Here is a 17,243-nt window from a genome sequence, read left to right on the forward strand (position 1 = left end):
GGGCCATGACAACGGCTCTGATTACGGGATCGACCGCGGGGATCGGCGCCGCGTTCGCGCGGCGGCTGGCGGCGGACGGGCATGACCTCGTCCTGGTCGCCCGGGACACCGAACGGCTGCACGAACAGGCGACCGAACTGCACGACCGGCACGGCATCGAGGTGGAGGTGCTGAGCGCCGACCTGGCCGAGGACAAGGGCATCGAGTCGGTGGCCGACCGGCTCGGCGACCGGAAGAACCCGGTCGATCTGCTGGTCAACAACGCCGGCTTCGGCAACAAGGGCCGCTACCTCGACGTCTCCATGGCCGACGAGCTGCGGATGCTCAAGGTGCACTGCGAGGCGGTGCTCCGGCTGACGTCAGCGGCGGCCGAGGCGATGCGCGAGCGCGGCCGGGGCGGGGTGGTGAACGTCGCCTCGGTGGCCGCCTTCGTGCCGCGCGGCACGTACGGCGCGTCCAAGGCGTGGGTCGTGCAGTTCACCCAGGGCGCGGCGCGGGACCTGGCCGGCACCGGGGTCCGGCTGATGGCGCTCTGCCCGGGCTTCGTGCGCACCGAGTTCCACCAGCGGGCCGGGATGGGCACGGACAACATCCCCGGCTGGATGTGGCTGGACGCCGACAAGCTGGTCGCGGCGGCCCTGGCCGACCTCGCGCGCGGCAGGTCGCTGTCCGTCCCGGACCCCCGGTACAAGGCGCTGATGGGTCTGGTGAAGGTGACACCGCGCGCGCTGCTGGGCGGGGTCACCTCCCGTACGGGGCGCAAGTACGGGCCGCAGTAGCGGACGGGGCGCGCTGCCGTCCCGGTGGGAAAATGGGCGGGACGGTACCGGACCAGGGGGCCGGAGGCGGCGCCATGACCTTCGTACAGCTCATCGAGTGCAGGACGAGCCGGCCGGACGAGATGAACCGGCTCATGGACGACTGGGCCGCGCGGTCCGGGAGGAAGCGGTCGGCGACGCACGCACTGGTCGGCACGGACCGCTCGGACGCGTCGCACGTCGTCGAGGTGGTGGAGTTCCCCTCGTACGAGGAGGCGATGCGGGACTCGAACCTCCCGGAGACCGACCGGATCTACCGGGGGCTGGTCGCGCTGTGCGACGAGCTGCCGGCGTTCACCGATCTGGACGTCGTACGGGACGAGCGGCCGGCCGAGGACTCTGTGCGGCGGTTCTTCGCCGCGCTGGCGGCACCGGGTGAACTGGCGCCGCTGAACGACCTGCTGGACGAGGACGTCCACAGCCGTGATCCGATGAACCCGCAGGACACCATCGGGCTGGACGGCGTCCGCGCCGAGTTCCGGATGTGGCGCCGCGCCTTCGAGGCGGCGTTCACGGTCGAGGACGTGTGCGCGCAGGGCGAGCGGGCCTGCGCGCGGTGGACCTGGAACGCCACGCACCGGGGCGACTTCCTGGGGATCGCGGCCACCGGCAGGCGGGTCGCCATGACCGGGATGACGATGTTCCGGTTCGGTCCGGGCGGCAAGATCGCCGAGCTGTGGTGGCAGCACGACCAGCTCGGTCTGATGCAGCAGCTGGGGGCGCTGGACGAGTGGGAGCGATAGCGCCACGGCGGCGGACAGGGCGAAGGCCCGGCTCCCCCCGTGGGGCGCCGGGCCTTCGCTGCGAGCGTCAGGCTCAGTGGGCGTGGCCGTGGCCGTGGCCCGCGGCGGCCGGCTCTTCCTCTTCCTTCTTCTCGACGACCAGGGTCTCGGTCGTGAGCAGCAGGGAGGCGATGGAGGCGGCGTTCTCCAGGGCGGAGCGGGTGACCTTCACCGGGTCGATGACGCCGGCCTTGACCAGGTCGCCGTACTCGCCGGTGGCGGCGTTGAAGCCCTGGCCCTTGTCGAGCTCGGCGACCTTGGAGGTGATGACGTAACCCTCAAGGCCGGCGTTCTCGGCGATCCAGCGCAGCGGCTCGACGACCGCGCGGCGGACGACGGCCACACCGGTGGCCTCGTCGCCGGTCTTGCCGAGGTTGCCCTCCAGGACCTTGGCGGCGTGCACCAGGGCGGAACCGCCACCGGAGACGATGCCCTCCTCGACCGCGGCGCGGGTCGCGGAGATGGCGTCCTCCAGACGGTGCTTCTTCTCCTTCAGCTCCACCTCGGTGGCGGCGCCGACCTTGATCACGCACACGCCGCCGGCCAGCTTCGCGAGGCGCTCCTGGAGCTTCTCGCGGTCCCAGTCGGAGTCCGTGTTCTCGATCTCGGCCTTGATCTGGTTGATGCGGCCGTGGACGTCCTCGGACTGGCCGGCGCCGTCGACGATGGTCGTGTCGTCCTTGGTGACCGTCACGCGGCGGGCGGAGCCGAGCACCTCGAGACCGGCCTGGTCGAGCTTGAGGCCGACCTCCTCGGAGATGACGGTGGCGCCGGTGAGGACGGCCATGTCCTGCAGCATCGCCTTGCGGCGGTCGCCGAAGCCGGGGGCCTTGACCGCGACCGCGTTGAAGGTGCCGCGGATCTTGTTCACGACGAGGGTGGAGAGGGCCTCGCCCTCGACGTCCTCGGCGATGATCAGCAGCGGCTTGGAGCCACCCGTCTGGATGACCTTCTCCAGCAGCGGCAGGAGGTCCTGGATGGAGGAGATCTTGCCCTGGTTGATGAGGATGTAGGGGTCCTCCAGGACGGCCTCCATGCGCTCCTGGTCCGTCACGAAGTACGGCGACAGGTAGCCCTTGTCGAAGGCCATGCCCTCGGTGAAGTCCAGTTCGAGACCGAAGGTGTTGGACTCCTCGACGGTGATGACACCGTCCTTGCCGACCTTGTCCATGGCCTCGGCGATCAGCTCGCCGACCTGCTGGTCCTGGGCGGACAGCGCGGCGACGGCGGCGATGTCGGACTTCTCGTCGATCGGGCGGGCCGTCGCGAGCAGGTCGTCGGAGACGGCCTTGACGGCGGCGTCGATGCCCTTCTTCAGGGCGGCCGGGGAGGCACCCGCGGCGACGTTCCGCAGGCCCTCGCGGACCAGCGCCTGGGCGAGCACGGTGGCGGTGGTGGTGCCATCACCAGCGATGTCGTTGGTCTTGGTGGCCACCTCCTTCACCAGCTGCGCGCCGAGGTTCTCGTACGGGTCGTCGATCTCGACCTCGCGGGCGATCGTGACACCGTCGTTGGTGATGGTGGGGGCGCCGAACTTCTTGTCGATGACGACGTTGCGGCCGCGGGGGCCGATCGTCACCTTGACCGTGTCGGCAAGCTTGTTGACGCCGCGCTCAAGGGCGCGACGGGCGTCCTCGTCGAACTTCAGGATCTTCGCCATGGCAGCGGGAGCCCTCTCGGAAATCTGTGGGTGAAAAGACGCTGCGCCCCGGGCGCCCGGCTTCTTATCGGTGGCGGGGGCCAGGGGCGCAGCTTCAAGCAGAGAGTTGCTTGAGGTGATTACTTCTCGATGATCGCGAGGACGTCGCGAGCCGAGAGGACGAGGTACTCGTCACCGTTGTACTTCACCTCGGTGCCGCCGTACTTGCTGTACAGGACGACGTCGCCGACCTTGACGTCGAGCGGCAGGCGCTCGCCGTTCTCGAAGCGGCCCGGGCCCACGGCGAGGACGGCGCCCTCCTGGGGCTTCTCCTTCGCGGTGTCCGGGATGACCAGGCCAGAGGCGGTGGTCTGCTCGGCGTCGAGCGGCTGGACCACAATGCGGTCCTCGAGCGGCTTGATGGCAACCTTGGAGCTGGTGGTCGTCACGATCCGACCTCCCCCTTCGGAGATCTCACGGGGTTATCTGTCTGAGGTGGCGACCAGGTCGATCCGTCGTCGCGGGTGCCGGATCTGCCCGTCGCGTTTTTGGCACTCTCACTCGGGGAGTGCCAGAGCCGAGACTATGACCGCGATTAGCACTCGGTCAAGCGGAGTGCCAATGCCGTGCGGCGCGTCGGGCGAAATCGGTGTGCGCGGGACCCCCTCAGCCGGGCGCCGCCGCCTCCGCGGCCCCTGTCAGCGCCGGTGGCCACGCGCTTTTTGGCGGCGGAGGGATGTGCGGATCACAGGTAGTCCTCCAGGCGTCCCGCCGTCAGCCCCTGCTCCTGCGCGCCGCGCAGCACCCGTGCCGTGCGTTCGCGCAGGGGCGGTCCGGCCGGCTCGTCGGGGCCCACCAGGACGATGTCGCCGGGGCGCAGCCGGTGCGGGCCGTGGGTGTAGGCGAAGCCGGCCGGGGTCAGGGCGGCACGCCACAGGACGAGCGCGGAGATACCGCAGTCGGCCGCGGCGCGCAGGGTGGTGGCGTCGTAGGAGCCGTAGGGCGGGCGGAAGAGGCGGGGGCGGACGCCGACGCCGGCCCGGAGGCGGTCCTGCTGGCCGCAGATCTCGGCGCGCTGGCCGGCGTACGGCAGTCCGGCGGGCGCCCGGTGGTCGACGGTGTGGTTCTCGATGCCGGCGCCCAGCGCGCGCAGCCGGGCGAAGTGGCGGTAGCCGGGGGCGGCGACGCTGTCGGTGAGGAACAGGGTGACCGGGAGCCGCAGGTCGCGGACCATGTCGACGAACCGGGGGTCCCGTTCGGCGCCGTCGTCGTAGGTGAGGAAGACGACCGGGTCGCGGGTGGGGACACGGTCGACCACCCGGGGCCGGGCGCCGGCCGCCGGCCGCTCGGCGAGCGGCCGGGCCGGACGCACCGGGGAGCGGGCGAGGGGCCGGGCCAGGCCCCAGTACCGGTAGCCGCGGCCGGCGGCGGAGGTGTGCGGGCGCACCCCTTCGGCGGCCTTCTTGCCGAGGCGCTCGATGGGGTCGACGGACTGGGCGCAGCCCGTCAGGAGCAGGGCCGCGGCCACGACCGCGGCCGGGCCCCGCAGGGGCCTCACAGGTAGTCCTCCAGGCGGGCCACGGCGTAGCCCTCACGCGTGACCTTGTTCAGGAAGCGGCGCATGTCGTCCACCATCGTGCCGTCCCAGTCGTCGCGGCCGCGGAAGTGGGTGAGGACGATGTCGCCGGGGTGCAGGCTGCGGTCCCAGTCGCGGTACTCCCAGTGGTCGACGAAGACCTCCTCGTCCCAGATGGGCGCGTACCTGATGCCGCACTCCTTCGCGGCGCGCAGGGTGTCGCCGTTGTAGTTGCCGTACGGCGGCCGGAACACGGTGGGCGCCCTGCCGAACTGCTCCTTCATGACGGCCTGCATGCCGCAGATCTCGTCCTTCTGCTCCTCGTAGGACAGGCCGGGCAGATAGGGGTGGGTGAGGGTGTGGTTGTTGAGGGTGACGCCCTGCGCCTGCATCCGGCGGAAGTAGGCGTAGTCGTCCTTGACGAGGTAGTTGCTGAGGAAGGCCGTGTACGGGATCTTCAGCTCGCTCATCATGCGCAGGAACGCCGGGTCCTTCTCGGCGCCGTCGTCGATGGTGAGGAAGACGACCTTCTGCTTGGTGGGGACGGTGGTGAAGACCGGCGGCAGGCCCTCCTCCTCCTGGCCGTCCACCTCGAAGCCGTCCCGGGGGGTGATCCGGGGCTTGTGGGCGGGCGGGGCGGGGGGCGTGAGCGGGACCCGGTCCAGGTTCCAGCGCCGGGCGGCGGCGGCCAGCCGGGCGTGTTCGGCGGCCTGGCGGGCCTGCGGGTCCTGGGGGCGGGCGGGGCCGCCCTGGCCCTTGGCCGGGCCGGCGTCGTCGGCGCAGCCGGACAGGAGGGCGCCCGCGGCGAGTGCGAGGGCCGCGGAGCCCGCTGCCACTTTCGCCATCCGCGCCCGATTTTTTTCATTTTGTACTACTGCTCGCATGGTGCCGGATCCTCCCAGGCCCCGGCCCCCGACCCGGGCAGACAACGCCGCCGGAGGCGCACCATCCACCGACTGGCCGACAATGACCCGGTGAACGACCTCGCTCTGCTCCTCACCCCCGAAGGCCGCGCCCTCCTCGACGAGGTGCGCGACACCGAACCCGCGCGGGAGCTGGCCGTGGCCACCCGGCTGCGCCGCGACCACCCCGCCGAGCTGGTCTCGGCCGCGCTCGGCCAGGCCAGGCTGCGGCAGCGGGCGGCGGCGAAGTTCGGCGCCGAGGACGCCGGGCGGATGTTCTTCACGCCGAACGGGGTCGAGCAGTCGACGCGGACCAGCGTGGCGGCGTACCGGGCGGCGCGGTTCGCGGAGCTGGGCGTGACCTCCGTCGCCGATCTGTGCTGCGGCATCGGCGGGGACGCGATCGCGCTGGCGCGGGCCGGGATCCGGGTGCTGGCCGTGGACCGGGACCCGCTGACGGCGGCGACGGCCCGGGCGAACGCGGCGGCGCTGGGCCTCGACGGCCTGATCGAGGTGCGGGAGGCGGACGTCACGGAGGCGGACACCGCCGGGTACGACGCCGTGTTCGTGGATCCGGCACGGCGGGGCGGACGCGGGCGGGTGTTCGATCCGGAGGCGTACTCGCCGCCGCTGTCCTGGGCGGTCGAGGCCGCCCGCGCGGCACCCCGCGCCGCGCTGAAGATCGCCCCCGGTGTCCCGCACGAGGTCGTCCCGGCCGAGGCCGAGGCGGAGTGGATCTCCGACGGCGGCGATGTGAAGGAGGCGGTGCTGTGGTTCGGGACCGGGGCGCCGGGCGCCGTGCGGGCCACACTGCTGCCGGGCCCGCGCACCCTGCGGGGGCGCGGGCTGCCCGACCCCGCGGTGCGGCCGGTGGGCCGGTACCTGTACGAGCCGGACGGCGCCGTGATCCGCGCCCACCTGGTCGCCGAGGTCGCCGAGGAGGTCGGCGGCGGGCTCCTGGACCCGACCATCGCGTACATCACCGCCGACGAGCTGCGGCCCACGCCGTACGCCGCCGCCTACGAGATCACCGACCGGCTCCCGTTCGGCGTCAAGAAGCTGAAGGCGCTGCTGCGCGAGCGCGGGGTCGGCACGCTGACCGTGAAGAAGCGCGGCTCGGCCGTCGAGCCGGAGGAGCTGCGCCGCAAGGTGAAGCCGCAGGGGCCCAACGCGGCCACCGTGTTCCTCACCCGGGTGGCGGGGGCGCCGACGATGCTGATCGGGGCCCCGGCCCGGGCTGCGGCTCCCGGGCCCGGCTGAGCAGCAGCTCCCGTTCCTTCTCGTTGCGGGCGAGGCGGGCCGCCCGGAGGAACTCCTCGCGGGCCTCGGCGGTGCGTCCGAGCCGGGCCAGCAGGTCGCCGCGGACGCTGGGCAGCAGGTGGTAGTCCCCGAGGGCGGGCTCGGCGGCCAGGGCGTCCACCAGCTTCAGCCCCTCGGCCGGACCGTCGGCCATCGACACGGCGACGGCCCGGTTCAGCTCCACGACCGGCGACGGGGCGCGGGCCGCGAGCAGACCGTACAGGGTGGCGATGGCACGCCAGTCGGTCTCCTCGTACGTGTACGCGCGCGCGTGGCAGGCGGCGATGGCCGCCTGGAGGGCGTACGGGCCCGGGGGGCCGGCCGCGGCGGCGCCGGCCCGCTCGAGGGCGCGGACCCCGCGCGCGATGAGCAGGCGGTTCCAGCGGCGCCGGTTCTGGTCCCTGAGCAGCACCGGTGTGCCGTCGGGTCCGGTGCGGGCGGCGGCGCGGGACGCCTGGAACTCCAGCAGCGCGGTCAGGGCGTGCACCTCGGGCTCCCCGGGCATCAGCGCGGACAGCACGCGGGCCAGCCGCAGCGCGTCCTCGCACAGGCCGGGGCGCAGCCAGTCGTCGCCCGCCGTGGCCGCGTAGCCCTCGTTGAAGATCAGGTAGATGACGTCGAGGACGGAGCCGAGGCGGGCCTCGCGATCGGGTCCGTACGGCACCTCGAAGGCGATGTTCCGAGTCGCCAGGGTGCGTTTGGCGCGGACGACGCGCTGGGCGATCGTCGGTTCCGGTACGAGGCAGGCGCGGGCGATCTCGGCCGTGCTGAGGCCGCCGAGCAGGCGCAGGGTGAGCGCGGTGCGGGCGTCCGGCGACAGCACCGGGTGGCAGGTGGTGAAGACCAGCCGGAGCAGGTCGTCGTCGATGTCGTCCGGGTCGGCGGGCTCCTGCGGCGGTGCCGTCGTCTCCAGGTCCCGGCCGATCTCGGCGAGTTTGCGGGCGTAGGTCTCGCGGCGCCGGACCAGGTCGACGGCGCGGTGCCGGGCGGTGGCCATGAGCCAGGCGCCGGGGTTGTCGGGCACGCCGTCCCCGGGCCACTTCTCCAGGGCCGCGACCAGGGCGTCCTGGGCCAGTTCCTCGGCGATGCCGACGTCCCGGACGATCCGGGCGACGCCGGCGACGACGCGCGGGGACTCCAGGCGGAAGACGGTCTCGATGGTGTGTGCCGCGGTGGGCTGTGGTTCCACAGCCCACCATGCAACACCCCCGGGCGGCCCCGGGCCAGCGGACCAGGGCCGGGGACGGTCTCAGCCCTCGGCGATCTCCCGGACCTCGCAGGTGACGGTCCAGAACTCCTCGTGGACCTGGAGGAACCGCTTGGTCCACTCCAGGGCCTCGGCCTTGTCCTTGCACTGCATCAGCGCGTAGCCGCCGACGACCTCCTTGGTCTCGGTGAAGGGCCCGTCGGTGACGGAGATCTTCCCGCCCTCCCAGTGCACACGGGTGCCCTGGGCGGACGGCAGCAGGCCCGCGGTGTCGAGCATGACGCCGGCCTTGGTGATCTCCTCGATCAGCTCGCCCATGCGCTGCATCAGGGCCTCGCTGGGGCCCTCGGCGGGGGCGGCGGACTCGTCGATGCGCACGAGCGACAGGAAGCGGGGCACGGTGACTCCTTCGGTCGGGCGGCGGGGCCTTTTCCCCGCCGCTCACCCATGCGTCGAACGGGAGACACCGGATTCGACACGCTCGCGGAAATTCCTCGAAGAATTTTCTCCGGCCCTGGCCGGGCCGCCGTTCCGGCCCTACTTCAGCGCGAAGCCGAAGGCGGCCTTCGTGTACGGCGCCCCGACCGCCTTCCCGCCGAAGACGAGGGCGGCGTCCGTCACCGGGCCCGCCGTACGGCCGCGCAGCACCCAGACCGCGCCGTTGCCGGCGTCCTCCCCCGCTGCCCCGGCGGCCAGCTCGGCATGTCGGTCGCGGTCGAGGTCGGACAGCGCGAGCGCGCAGCCGAAGACGTCGTTCGTCTCGGCGGTACCGGGCACGCCCGCGGTGTCCTGGGTGAAGGCCCTCGCCCCCGTGCCGGTCAGGCCGGAGCGGCTGCCGCGCAGCACGTCGACCACGCCCTCGGCGTGGTCCTCGCCCGGGGCGCCGACCGCCACGTCGTCGACGCCGTCTCCGGTGATGTCACCGACGGCGACCGAGGTGCCGAACCTGTCGTCGCTCTCCGCGGCACCGGGCACGCCGGGGGTGTCCTGGGTGAACCTCTTCCAGGTGCCGCGCGCGCCCAGGCCGCCGGCCGAGCCGTACGCCACCCAGATCTCGTTCTCGTCGGCGTGCCCGGTGACGAGGTCGGGGCGGCGGTCGCCGTTGACGTCCCCGACGGCCACCGCGCCGTCCCCGGGGACGGACGGGCCGGGGGCGAAGCCCGAAGGGGTGCTCAGCAGCACCTTGACGCAGTCGACTCCGTCGCCGCAGTACGCGGACAGGGCGAAGTCGTCCCGGCCGTCTCCGTTGAGGTCGCCGGTGGTGCCGCCGCGGACGTCGACGTACTGGAGCGAGGCCGCGCCGAGGGGCCGGGTGGCCGCCGGGACGCCGGTGCGCTTGACCGGGCCCCGCCACAGGGTGGCCTCGGTGCCGTACGGGTCGTCGCCGCCGCCGGGCCCCGAGCCGGTCCTGAACAGCGCCAGGTCCAGCCGTCCGTCCCCGTCGAAGTCGCCGGTCTGGGTGCTCACGGCGGGGACGGAGGTCCCGCCGGACAGCCCGTGCGGGCCGCCCCAGAGCACGACCGAGCCACCCTGCGCCGGGCTGCCGTAGGCCACCAGGTCGGCGTATCCGTCGCCGTCCAGGTCGCCCTCGGAGAACTGCTGGCCGAATGCCTCGTTCTTCGCCGGGCCGCCGGGGACACCGGCGCCGGCCCGGCTGACGACCGTGCGGTGGCCGGTGGACAGGCCGTGCGGGCCGCCGTACATCACGGTCAGGTAGCCGGCACCGGCCTTGCCGCCGACCGTGCCGTGCGGGGCGCCGACGACGAGGTCGGCATAGCCGTCGCCGTTGAAGTCGTCACGGGCGGGTACGGCGGCCTTCGCCGCGGACGCCTGCGGTACGGCGGCCCCGAGGGCGGTCAGCCCCAGGGTCAGCACAAGCGCCCAACGGGCGTGCGAACGCGGCGAGAACAACGGAAACCCCCTGGCGTACGGCGACTCGGTCACCGCGAAAGACCAGCCGGCCGTTCACATGGTTGTACGAGGCGGGGGCCGCCGGTGGGCGCTGTCAGCGCAGCGAGTCCCACAGGTCGCCCGCCGCCGGTTCCTTCGCCACCACCCGGTTGGGGTCCTGGGGTGCGACGACGACCGGCATCATCACCGTCCTCACCCGGCCCGAGGTCAGTCCCTTCAGGCTCCGGCCGAGCTTCGTCAGCTCGCCCAGGGAGTCGAGGCCGGTGTCCGTGGTGAGTCCGGCGGTGGCCGCGTCGGCGACCCGGTAGAGCTCGGCGGGGTCGGTGAGCAGGTCGATGGCCGCCATCCGCTCCAGCAGGGCTGTGACGAGCTTCTGCTGCAGCCCTATGCGGCCCAGGTCGCTGCCGTCGCCTATGCCGTGCCGGGTGCGGGCCAGCGCCAGGGCCCGGGTGCCGTCGAGATGGTGGGTGCCGGCGTCGAGGCGGAGATGGCTCCGGTCGTCGTCGATGTCCTGGCCGGTGGTCACCGTGACCCCGCCGAGCGCGTCCACCAGCTTGGCGAAGCCGGAGAAGTCGATCTCGACGTAGTGGTCCATGCGCACGTGCGTCATCGACTCGACGGTCTTCACCGCGCACACCGGACCGCCCACCTCGTAGGCGGTGTTGAACATCGCGCCGTGCGCCACGGCCGTCGATCCCCCGGAGGGCAGCGGGCAGGACGGGCGGGTGACCAGGGTGTCCCGCGGGATGCTGACGACGGTCGCCTTCGTCCGGCCGGCGTCGATGTGCACGACCATCGCCGTGTCCGAGCGGGCGCCGGAGCTGTCACCTCCGCCCAGGGTCCGGTTGGCCTTGCCGCTGCGCGAGTCGGAGCCGAGGACCAGGATGTTCAGGGCGCCGGTCGGCAGCGGCGCGGCGGCGGTCCGGACGGACGTGCCCGCGCTGGTCGTCGCCCTGGCCGGGCGGTTGTCGCCGAGCGCGCTGTCGATGTCGACGCTCTTGATGTTGTTGTTGAGATGCCAGTACGCATAGCCGGCGGCGGCCGTGCCCAGCACCAGGACTCCCGCCAGGGCGAGGCCGGCGGCCTTCAGCGCTCTCGACCGCCGGCCCACCCCTTGGCCGGTGTCGCCTTGCTCCTCATGTCGCGTCACGGACAGGAACGTAAGTCCGAATTATTAGCGCCCTGTTAGCGGAAGTCGTGAGAAGCGGTTTTCTCGGGAAATTCTCATGCCGGGGTCGCCGGGGGCGGGACGGCGGCACAACGCGAACACCCGCCCCCATGACCGGGGGCGGGTGTTCAGTGGAGCGCCGGGCAGGCCTTGCACCTGCATCTCCCCGCAGGAAGCGGGACGTCTTTCCTTGGACCACCAACGCACTGCGTCCGGGCCGGTGTTCCGGCCGTTCGCTGTGTGATGATCATAGCGCACCTCGGGCCGTTCTCCCAACCCGGCGCTATCCGGTCCCCACTTGCTCGAACCGCCACCGGTGCACCGCGCGGGTCACCAGCTCCGGATCCGGCTCGGGCAGTTCGGGGAGGTCGGCGTCGTACGGGGCGTCCCACCAGGTGACGACCAGGACCCGGTCCTGCGGGGCCCGGAAGGTCTCCCGGCGGAGCGGGGTGCCGGCGAGCTGCTGCCGCGCGGCCCAGTCCAGCAGGTCCCCGCCCCGGCCGTCGGCGGCCCGGGCCTCCCACATCAGGGCGACGGTCACGGGTAGAGGTTCTCCTTGCTGACCTCGTGCACGTGGTCGTGGCCGTGTCCGTGGCCGGGGACGTGCGGCTCGGTCACCGGCAGGGACGAGTCGGCCGACAGGTCCCAGCTGGACGCGGCCCGATTGCGGGCGACCATCTCGGCGCCGAGCGCGGCCACCATCGCGCCGTTGTCCGTGCACAGCTTGGGGCGCGGCACCCGCAGCCGGATGCCGGCCGCCTCGCAGCGCTCCTGGGCGAGCACGCGCAGCCGGGAGTTGGCCGCGACACCGCCGCCGATCATCAGGTGGTCGACGCCCTCGTCCTTGCAGGCGCGGACGGCCTTGCGGGTGAGCACGTCCACGACCGCCTCCTGGAAGGACGCGGCCACATCGCGCACCGGGACCTCCTCGCCCGCCGCCCGCTTGGCCTCGATCCAGCGGGCCACGGCGGTCTTCAGACCGGAGAAGGAGAAGTCGTACGCCGGATCGCGCGGGCCGGTGAGGCCGCGCGGGAAGGCGATCGCCCGGGGGTCGCCCTCCTTGGCGTACCGGTCGATGACGGGGCCGCCGGGGAAGCCCAGGTTCAGCACGCGGGCGATCTTGTCGAAGGCCTCGCCCGCCGCGTCGTCGATGGTCGAGCCCATCGGGCGGACGTCGGAGGTGATGTCCTCGGAGAGCAGCAGGGAGGAGTGGCCGCCGGAGACCAGCAGGGCCATCGTCGGCTCGGGCAGCGGGCCGTGCTCCAGCTGGTCCACGCAGATGTGGGAGGCCAGGTGGTTGACGCCGTACAGCGGCTTGCCGAGGGCGTAGGCGTACGCCTTGGCCGCCGAGACGCCGACCAGCAGGGCGCCCGCGAGGCCGGGGCCCGCGGTGACCGCGATGCCGTCCAGGTCCCTGGCGGAGACACCCGCCTCCTTCAGGGCGCGCTCGATGGTCGGGACCATCGCCTCCAGGTGGGCCCGGGAGGCCACCTCCGGTACGACCCCGCCGAAGCGGGCGTGCTCGTCGACGCTGGAGGCGACGGCGTCCGCCAGCAGGGTGGTGCCGCGGACGACGCCGACGCCGGTCTCGTCGCAGGAGGTCTCGATGCCGAGGACGAGGGGTTCGTCAGCCATTGATCTCGGTTCCTTGTTCTGAGGATGAGCCCCCGGCCGTGCCGCTGTCGGGCGCCGTGGTCAGGCGCATCACCAGGGCGTCCACGTTCCCGGGCTGGTAGTAGCCGCGCCGGAAGCCGATGGGCTCGAAGCCGAAGCGTTCGTAGAGCTTCTGGGCGCGGACGTTGTCGACCCGGCACTCGAGCATCACCTCGTGGCACTCGAACGCGGTCGCCGCGCGCAGCAGCTCGGTCAGCAGGCGGGCACCGAGGCCGGTGCCCTGGTGGTCGTGGGCGACCGCGATGGTCTGGACGTCGGCCAGCTCACCGGCGGAGGCCAGGCCCGCGTAGCCGACGATCCGGGCCTCGGGGGACTCCGCGACGAGATAGCGCCGCGTCGCCTCGGAGCCCCGGGCGTGGGCCAGCTCGGACCAGAACATGCCCCGGGACCAGGCGTCCTCGGGGAAGAGGCCCTTCTCCAGTTCGAGGACCTGGTCGATGTCCCACCAGCGCATCTCGCGCAGTCGTGGGGGTGCCGGCTGTGTCACTTGGGGGTGACCACCTTGTAGTTCTTGGGGACTTGGGCGTCCGGGCGGCGCAGGTAGAGCGGCCGGGGCACGGGCAGCTCCTCGCCCGCCGCCAGCTTCTGTGCCGCGAGCGCGGCGAGGGCGGCGGCGGACACGTGCTCGGGCTCATGGGCGACCGGGAACGTGTCCGGGTAGAGCAGCGCACCCGCGCCGACCGCCGGGAGGCCCGCGACCTGCTCGGCGATGTCGGCCGGGCGGTCGACGGCCGGACCGGTCAGCCGGGTCCGGGAGTCGGCGTACGTGGCCCAGTAGACCTCCTTGCGCCGGGCGTCGGTCGCCACGACGAAGGGGCCTTTCTCGATGTCGGCGGCGTAGGCGAGGCCGTCCAGCGTGCACAGGCCGTGCACCGGGACGCCGAGCGCCAGGCCGAAGGTGTCGGCGGTCATCAGACCGACCCGCAGTCCGGTGTAGGGGCCGGGACCGGTGCCGACGACGACGCCGGTGACGGCCTCCAGCTTCAGTCCGGCCTCGGCGAGGACCCGGTCGACGGCCGGCAGCAGCAGCTCTCCGTGCCGGCGCGCGTCCACCTGGCTCGACGAGGCGATGACGTCGGTGCCGTCGTGCAGGGCGACGGTGACGGCGGGTGTTGCGGTATCCAGAGCGAGCAAGAGCACGCGAACAGCCTACGGCGCCCGCGGCTCGGGCACGGCCGTCCGGGACGGACGGTCACCGGCTGCTACGGTCTGTACGAAATACGACATATGGCGCGAAGCAGAGGTGAGCGCAGGTGGCAGGGACCAGCTCGGGGATCGTGGCCGGCCTCACCGCGGCGGCTCTGGGGACGGTCGGCTTCCTCGCCTACCAGGCCCAGGCGACCGTCCCGGCGAGCCTGGCGGGCGGGCCGACGGCGAGCGCCTCCGCCGCGTCGGCCCAGGCGAAGGCGCCCCGCGACCGGGAGCATCCGAGCGCCCTGCCGAGCGGCTCCGGATCGGGTGAACGGGTCGTGTACTCGGTGGACGACGACCGGATCTGGCTGGTCGCCCCCGGGAACCGGGTGCAGCGCACCTTCCGGGTGCAGCCGGGCAGCGTGGACCCGCCGCCGGGCATCTACTGGGTGACGTCCCGCTCGAACGCGGCCACCGGCACCGACGGCATCCCGATCGAGCACGTGGTGCGCTTCACCAGCGTGAACGACGTGGCGATCGGGTTCAGCGCGCCCGTGGACAGCGGTTCGAGCGCGATGGCGGACCCGAGCCTGAAGACGGGTGGCATCCGGGAGAGCCGGGCGGACGGGAACGCGATGTGGCAGTTCGCGACGATCGGCGTACGGGTGATCGTGATCCGCTAGGGCCGGCCGGCAGGCCCTCAGATGCAGCGCCGCAGGACCGGCCAGGCCGCTCAGGCGCTGTGCCGCGAGGCCGGACACGCCGCTCAGGCGCCGTGCCACAGGACCGGACAGGCCACCCTCAGGCGCCGTGCCACAGGACCGGACAGGCCACTCAGGCGCTGTGCCGCGGGGCCGGACAGGCCACTCAGGCGCTGTGCCGCGGGACCGGACACGCCGCTCAGACGCCGTGCCACAGGACCGGACAGGCCACTCAGGCGCTGTGCCGCGGGGCCGAACAGGCCCGCTCAGGCGTTGTGCCGCGGGGCCGGACAGGCCGCTCAGGCGCTGTGCCGCAACGGCCGGGCCAGCCCGTCGTCCGCCCGGGACGGCGACGCGGCCGCCCGCACGGCTCTCCGCGCCCCTTCGGGGCGCTCGGCGGGCCTGGGCGGCCTGGAGACCGCGTCCGCCGCCGCGCAGGACGCCAGCAGGTCACGCATGGACACCGCGGCGGGCGCGGCGGGGCGGGGCCGCTCCGGGGGTCGTACGGCGGTCATGGACGCCTCCTGAGGTGCGGGGGCGGGTGTAGTTAGGCACACCTAACCACGGGCTGGCTACCATGTGACCACGCCCGGGACGTCCTGCGCAATATCTTGCCGACGGCTTGTCGGAACCCTGTCGGGCCTCAGCCGGACAGCGCCTCAAGGCGGGCCCCGGCCCACCGCTGCCCCAGGCCGGCCAGCGTCACGTGCCGTACCTCGTCCGTGGTGTCGCCGACGGCCCGGTGGATGACGACCTGGAGCCGGTCGTCGGTCAGCTCCTCGACCTTGCCCTCGCCCCACTCCACGACGATCACCGACTCGGGCAGCGAGACGTCGAGGTCCAGGTCCTCCATCTCGTCGAGACCGCCGGCGAGCCGGTAGGCGTCGACGTGCACCAGGGGCGGCCCGCCGCCGAGGGACGGGTGCACCCGGGCGATCACGAAGGTCGGCGAGGTGACGGCGCCGCGCACGCCCAGGCCCTCGCCGAGCCCGCGGGTCAGCGTGGTCTTGCCGGCGCCCAGCTCCCCGCTGAGCATCACCAGATCGCCCGCGCGCAGCAGCGCGGCAAGCCGGCGGCCCAGCTCCCGCATCTGCTCGGGCGAGGTGATCGTCAGCCGGATCTCAGCGGCCTGGTGCGGAGCGGCTGGTGCTGCTGGTCGTTCCATAGCCACTTACGGTAGCCCCTGCGGGTACCGCGCCCGCCCGGGTGAGCAGGTCGGCGAGGCGGTCGGTGACCGCTTCCGGGTGTTCCAGCATCACCAGGTGCCCGGCGTCCGGCACCAGCACCAGCTCGGCGTCGGGCAGCAGATCGGCGATGACCTCGCTGTGCTCGCTGGGTGTGACCAGGTCCCGGACACCGGCCAGCACCAGCACCGGCATGTCCTGGAAGCAGGCGAGCGCCTCGGTCTTGTCGTGGTCGGTGAAGGCCGGGTAGAACTCGGCGACCACGTCGATCGGCGTGGACTCGATCATCCGCTCGGCGAACCGCTCCACCGCCGGGTCGACGTCCCGTCCCGCGAACGAGTACCGCTTGATGATCCCGGCGAACAGCTCGGCGGTGGCCCGGCGCCCCTTCTCCACCAGCTCCGCCTGCTGTCCGAGCGCCTTCAGCACCCCGGGCAGGATCCGGCGCACCGCGTTGACGCCGGCCAGCGGAAGCCCGAAGTTCACCTCGCCCAGCCGCCCGGACGACGTGCCGACCAGGGCGGTGGCCACGACCCGGTCGCCGATCAGCTCCGGGAACTGGGCGGCCAGGGCCATCACGGTCATCCCGCCCATCGAGTGACCGACCAGCACCAGCGGCCCGTCCGGTGCGGCGGCGTCGAGCACGGCCTTCAGATCGCGGCCCAGCTGATCGATGGTGACCGGCACCCGGTCCCGGTCCCGGTTCTGGGCCACGCCCCGCCCGGACCGCCCGTGGCTGCGCTGGTCCCAGTGCACGGTCCGCACGACCCCGCGCAGGGCCGCCCGCTGGAAGTGCCAGGAGTCCTGGTTGAGGCAGTAGCCGTGGCAGAAGACGACGGTGACCGGGGCCGGCGCCTTGCGGCCGAAGAGCCGGCGCCTGCGGGGCGAGACGTTCGGCCCGGTGTCGGGCTCGACCTCGTCGACCTCGTAGTACAGCTCGGTGCCGTCGTCGGCGTACGCCTTGCCCGGGGTGCCGCGCAGGGTGCCGTACGGTCCCGCCGAGTCCAGCGCCAGCCGGGCCCTGCGGCGCATCCCGCGCCCCACCGTCATCCGCTCTATGGCGACGCCGGCCGCCGCCCCGGCGGCGAGCACGCCTATCGCGGCACCGGCGATGCCGGTCGCCTTGCGCCAGCTCCCGGCCGCCGCCCCCGCGGAGGAGGCGGCGGCCGCCGCGGCGACGACGTCCGCCACGGCCTCCGCGCTGCTCTCGCTCACGTGCCGCTCTCCTCTTCGCCGTACTGCGGTTCGCCT

The 17,243-nt window shown here is 73.1% G+C and carries 19 protein-coding genes; 4 read left to right on the forward strand and 15 right to left on the reverse strand.

Annotated features, from left to right (window positions below; all coding sequences use genetic code 11):
* Positions 1–5 precede the first annotated feature (5 nt).
* Both ACF073_RS03190 and ACF073_RS03195 read left to right on the forward strand, forming a co-directional pair.
* Positions 6–779: an SDR family NAD(P)-dependent oxidoreductase gene (locus ACF073_RS03190; protein ID WP_392066379.1), complete on the forward strand. Its 774-nt coding sequence runs from the start codon at positions 6–8 to the stop codon at positions 777–779.
* A gap of 74 nt (positions 780–853) precedes the next feature.
* Positions 854–1,561: an ester cyclase gene (locus tag ACF073_RS03195; RefSeq protein ID WP_392066381.1), complete on the forward strand. Its 708-nt coding sequence runs from the start codon at positions 854–856 to the stop codon at positions 1,559–1,561.
* 73 nt (positions 1,562–1,634) lie between these two features.
* Here ACF073_RS03195 and groL read toward each other — a convergent pair whose 3' ends face one another.
* From groL to ACF073_RS03215, 4 genes are all read right to left on the reverse strand, one after another.
* A complete protein-coding gene (gene groL / locus ACF073_RS03200) occupies positions 1,635–3,260 on the reverse strand; it encodes a chaperonin GroEL (RefSeq protein WP_392066383.1) in 1,626 nt (541 codons plus the stop codon).
* A 119-nt stretch (positions 3,261–3,379) separates the two neighbouring features.
* Positions 3,380–3,688 carry a co-chaperone GroES gene (gene groES / locus ACF073_RS03205; RefSeq protein WP_066995800.1) on the reverse strand — a complete coding sequence of 103 codons (309 nt, stop codon included), beginning with the start codon at positions 3,686–3,688 and terminating at the stop codon, positions 3,380–3,382.
* A gap of 296 nt (positions 3,689–3,984) precedes the next feature.
* Positions 3,985–4,797 carry a polysaccharide deacetylase family protein gene (locus ACF073_RS03210; RefSeq protein ID WP_392066385.1) on the reverse strand — a complete coding sequence of 271 codons (813 nt, stop codon included), beginning with the start codon at positions 4,795–4,797 and terminating at the stop codon, positions 3,985–3,987.
* Positions 4,794–5,699 (reverse strand): polysaccharide deacetylase family protein, encoded by a 906-nt coding sequence (locus ACF073_RS03215; RefSeq protein ID WP_392066387.1) that lies wholly within the window; start codon positions 5,697–5,699, stop codon positions 4,794–4,796. Before ACF073_RS03215 ends, ACF073_RS03210 begins: the two co-directional genes overlap by 4 nt.
* 90 nt (positions 5,700–5,789) lie before the next feature.
* Here ACF073_RS03215 and ACF073_RS03220 point away from each other — a divergent pair, with 90 nt between their 5' ends.
* Positions 5,790–6,977 (forward strand): class I SAM-dependent methyltransferase, encoded by a 1,188-nt coding sequence (locus tag ACF073_RS03220; protein ID WP_392066389.1) that lies wholly within the window; start codon positions 5,790–5,792, stop codon positions 6,975–6,977.
* Here ACF073_RS03220 and ACF073_RS03225 read toward each other — a convergent pair.
* From ACF073_RS03225 to tsaB, 8 genes are all read right to left on the reverse strand, one after another.
* Positions 6,904–8,205: an RNA polymerase sigma factor gene (locus ACF073_RS03225; protein WP_392066391.1), complete on the reverse strand. Its 1,302-nt coding sequence runs from the start codon at positions 8,203–8,205 to the stop codon at positions 6,904–6,906. The genes ACF073_RS03220 and ACF073_RS03225 overlap by 74 nt on opposite strands.
* Positions 8,206–8,265: 60 nt before the next feature.
* Positions 8,266–8,622, reverse strand: a complete 357-nt coding sequence (locus ACF073_RS03230) for a YciI family protein (protein WP_392066393.1) — start codon at positions 8,620–8,622, stop codon at positions 8,266–8,268.
* 138 nt (positions 8,623–8,760) lie between these two features.
* Positions 8,761–10,134 (reverse strand): FG-GAP-like repeat-containing protein, encoded by a 1,374-nt coding sequence (locus ACF073_RS03235; RefSeq protein WP_392066395.1) that lies wholly within the window; start codon positions 10,132–10,134, stop codon positions 8,761–8,763.
* Positions 10,135–10,228: 94 nt separating this feature from the next.
* Positions 10,229–11,284, reverse strand: coding sequence for an LCP family protein (locus tag ACF073_RS03240; protein WP_392066396.1), 1,056 nt, complete (start codon positions 11,282–11,284; stop codon positions 10,229–10,231).
* Between the two features lie 301 nt (positions 11,285–11,585).
* Positions 11,586–11,843 carry a hypothetical protein gene (locus tag ACF073_RS03245; protein WP_392066398.1) on the reverse strand — a complete coding sequence of 86 codons (258 nt, stop codon included), beginning with the start codon at positions 11,841–11,843 and terminating at the stop codon, positions 11,586–11,588.
* The gene (tsaD, locus tag ACF073_RS03250; RefSeq protein WP_392066400.1) at positions 11,840–12,937 is read right to left on the reverse strand and encodes a tRNA (adenosine(37)-N6)-threonylcarbamoyltransferase complex transferase subunit TsaD; all 1,098 of its coding nucleotides are present in this window, start codon (positions 12,935–12,937) and stop codon (positions 11,840–11,842) included. The genes ACF073_RS03245 and tsaD overlap by 4 nt, the downstream gene beginning before the upstream one ends.
* Positions 12,930–13,430 carry a ribosomal protein S18-alanine N-acetyltransferase gene (rimI, locus tag ACF073_RS03255; RefSeq protein ID WP_392066870.1) on the reverse strand — a complete coding sequence of 167 codons (501 nt, stop codon included), beginning with the start codon at positions 13,428–13,430 and terminating at the stop codon, positions 12,930–12,932. Before rimI ends, tsaD begins: the two co-directional genes overlap by 8 nt.
* Before the next feature lie 29 nt (positions 13,431–13,459).
* The gene (gene tsaB, locus ACF073_RS03260; protein ID WP_392066401.1) at positions 13,460–14,116 is read right to left on the reverse strand and encodes a tRNA (adenosine(37)-N6)-threonylcarbamoyltransferase complex dimerization subunit type 1 TsaB; all 657 of its coding nucleotides are present in this window, start codon (positions 14,114–14,116) and stop codon (positions 13,460–13,462) included.
* A 113-nt stretch (positions 14,117–14,229) separates the two neighbouring features.
* Here tsaB and ACF073_RS03265 point away from each other — a divergent pair, with 113 nt between their 5' ends.
* Positions 14,230–14,790 (forward strand): hypothetical protein, encoded by a 561-nt coding sequence (locus tag ACF073_RS03265; protein ID WP_392066403.1) that lies wholly within the window; start codon positions 14,230–14,232, stop codon positions 14,788–14,790.
* Positions 14,791–15,107: 317 nt separating this feature from the next.
* On the opposite strand, the gene ACF073_RS03270 is transcribed toward ACF073_RS03265, so the two are convergent.
* From ACF073_RS03270 to ACF073_RS03280, 3 genes are all read right to left on the reverse strand, one after another.
* Positions 15,108–15,323: a hypothetical protein gene (locus tag ACF073_RS03270; protein ID WP_392066405.1), complete on the reverse strand. Its 216-nt coding sequence runs from the start codon at positions 15,321–15,323 to the stop codon at positions 15,108–15,110.
* A 128-nt stretch (positions 15,324–15,451) separates the two neighbouring features.
* The gene (tsaE, locus tag ACF073_RS03275; protein ID WP_392066406.1) at positions 15,452–15,973 is read right to left on the reverse strand and encodes a tRNA (adenosine(37)-N6)-threonylcarbamoyltransferase complex ATPase subunit type 1 TsaE; all 522 of its coding nucleotides are present in this window, start codon (positions 15,971–15,973) and stop codon (positions 15,452–15,454) included.
* On the reverse strand, positions 15,930–17,207 hold the full coding sequence (locus ACF073_RS03280; RefSeq protein ID WP_392066408.1) for an alpha/beta fold hydrolase: 1,278 nt from the start codon (positions 17,205–17,207) through the stop codon (positions 15,930–15,932). Before ACF073_RS03280 ends, tsaE begins: the two co-directional genes overlap by 44 nt.
* Positions 17,208–17,243: the final 36 nt, after the last annotated feature.

Source organism: Streptomyces sp. NPDC015171, assembly GCF_043079545.1.
Classification (GTDB): domain Bacteria; phylum Actinomycetota; class Actinomycetes; order Streptomycetales; family Streptomycetaceae; genus Streptomyces.

Excerpts from the sequence above, each read along its gene's own strand:
- ACF073_RS03215 (WP_392066387.1), bottom strand. The coding sequence starts at position 5,699 with ATGCGAGCAGTAGTACAAAATGAAAAAAATCGGGCGCGGATGGCGAAA.
- ACF073_RS03190 (WP_392066379.1), top strand. The coding sequence starts at position 6 with ATGACAACGGCTCTGATTACGGGATCGACCGCGGGGATCGGCGCCGCG.
- ACF073_RS03195 (WP_392066381.1), top strand. The coding sequence starts at position 854 with ATGACCTTCGTACAGCTCATCGAGTGCAGGACGAGCCGGCCGGACGAG.
- rimI (WP_392066870.1), bottom strand. The coding sequence starts at position 13,430 with ATGCGCTGGTGGGACATCGACCAGGTCCTCGAACTGGAGAAGGGCCTC.
- tsaD (WP_392066400.1), bottom strand. The coding sequence starts at position 12,937 with ATGGCTGACGAACCCCTCGTCCTCGGCATCGAGACCTCCTGCGACGAG.
- groL (WP_392066383.1), bottom strand. The coding sequence starts at position 3,260 with ATGGCGAAGATCCTGAAGTTCGACGAGGACGCCCGTCGCGCCCTTGAG.
- ACF073_RS03270 (WP_392066405.1), bottom strand. The coding sequence starts at position 15,323 with ATGACCGCCGTACGACCCCCGGAGCGGCCCCGCCCCGCCGCGCCCGCC.
- tsaE (WP_392066406.1), bottom strand. The coding sequence starts at position 15,973 with ATGGAACGACCAGCAGCACCAGCCGCTCCGCACCAGGCCGCTGAGATC.